This is a genomic window from Inhella sp. (genome assembly GCF_041912635.1).
Lineage (GTDB): Bacteria > Pseudomonadota > Gammaproteobacteria > Burkholderiales > Burkholderiaceae_C > Inhella.
In genome coordinates, this window is sequence record NZ_JAYRMO010000018.1 from 97,669 (window position 1) to 99,205 (window position 1,537).

Genomic DNA, 1,537 nt, shown 5'->3' on the forward strand with positions numbered 1-1,537 from the left:
CCCCCCCGGGGGGCGCCCCGCGCGGCCCCTGGTGGGGGCCCCCCCCGGGGCGGGGGCGCGGGGCCTGCGCGCCACGGCCGAACAGTTGCTGCTGCTCACCAGCTCCCAGCAGGCGCTGATGCTGCTGGCCCAGCTGCTGCTGGACCCGAGCGACGCCGTGTGGGTGGAAGACCCCGGCTACCCCGGTGCCCGCGCCGCGCTGGCTGCCGCGGGCGCACGGCTGGTGCCGGTGCCGGTGGATGCCGAGGGGCTGGTGCCCACGCCCGGCCTGCCCGCGCCCCGGCTCATCGTGCTGACGCCCGCCCACCAGTACCCGCTGGGCGTGCGCCTGAGCCCGGCACGGCGCGAGCAGATCCTGGCGCTGGCGCGCCTTCACGGCAGCTGGGTCATCGAGGACGACTACGACAGCGAGTTCTTCGATGCCCACGAAGCCCTGCCGGCGCTGCAGTCACAGGACGCGGACGGTCGTGTCATCTACCTGGGCACCTTCAGCAAGACCCTGATGCCCGGCCTGCGCCTGGCCTATGCGGCCTTGCCGCCCGGCCTGGTGGAGCCCGCCACGGCCTTGCGCACCCTGCAGGACGGGCATGGCAACGGCCTCATGCAGGCGCTGGTGGCGGACTTCATCGAGGGTGGGCATTACGCCCAGCATCTGCGCGCCATGCGCACGCGGGTGGCGGAGCGCCGCCAGGCCCTGCTGGCCGGCCTGGCCCGCTACCTGCCACAGGCCCGCCCGGTGGCACCGCAGGCCTGCGGGCTGCAGCTGTGCGTGGCGCTGCCGCTGGGCCAGGAGGCGGCCTGGAGCCGGCATGCCGCCGCACGGGGAGTGCAGACGCCGCGGCTCTCGGCCTTGTGCAGCGGCACGCCGCTGGAAGGCTGGCTGCTGGGCTTCGGCGCCTTGCTGCCCGAGGAGATCAAGGCTGCGCTACAAAGGCTTGCTTAGCGCCGGCAGACCTGGGGCGTGGCGTAGTCCCGGCCCACCACGGCCCGCGCGAACAGGTAGTTCTCACGTGCGCTGTCGCTCAGGCCGTCAAGGTCCACATGGCCCTCGGCATCGCAAGGGAAGGCGAGGCCGCGGCCGGCATTGAAGAGCGACTGGAAGCGCAGCTCGAATCCCGACTGCGCATCGGCTGGGGAAAAGATTGCGAGGGCCATGTCGTACTCCTTCGGGCTCCATGACTGCTTATCGGCGCCCTTGAGTCCAGCTTAGAGGGCCGGACCCCGGGCTTCGAGGCAATAAGTCGCGAGCCGCTGTCGGCGTTGACGCCGACCCGCCGTCAGGCGATGCCTGACAGGAAGTTCCTCACACTGTCCCCGTCCGCTGTGGACAAGTTCGTGCATGAGTTCTGGGGGAGCGCGCTAAGTGCTTGTCTGGACAAGCAGGGACTCGGTCTGCTGCAAATTGCGGCAGGGGGGGGCGGCGGCAGGGCAGCGCGCAGCGCCGCTTCGAACTCGGCCGGCTGCTGCAGGGTGCGGATCTGGTTATAGAGCGCTTCAGCCTCGGGGTGCGTGCGGCGCAGGTAATGCAGCCATTGCT

General features: G+C 71.5%; 2 protein-coding genes. One reads left to right on the plus strand and one right to left on the minus strand.

From position 1 onward, the window contains the following. The coding region (locus ACE3QP_RS12375) for a PLP-dependent aminotransferase family protein (RefSeq protein WP_374436461.1) at positions 1 to 943 on the plus strand (943 nt) is incomplete at its 5' end. On the opposite strand, the gene ACE3QP_RS12380 is transcribed toward ACE3QP_RS12375, so the two are convergent. Further along, on the minus strand, positions 940 to 1,155 hold the full coding sequence (locus ACE3QP_RS12380) for a hypothetical protein (protein ID WP_374436462.1): 216 nt from the start codon (positions 1,153 to 1,155) through the stop codon (positions 940 to 942). The genes ACE3QP_RS12375 and ACE3QP_RS12380 overlap by 4 nt on opposite strands. Between the last annotated feature and the right edge of the window lie 382 nt (positions 1,156 to 1,537).

Excerpts from the sequence above, each read along its gene's own strand:
- ACE3QP_RS12380 (WP_374436462.1), bottom strand. The coding sequence starts at position 1,155 with ATGGCCCTCGCAATCTTTTCCCCAGCCGATGCGCAGTCGGGATTCGAG.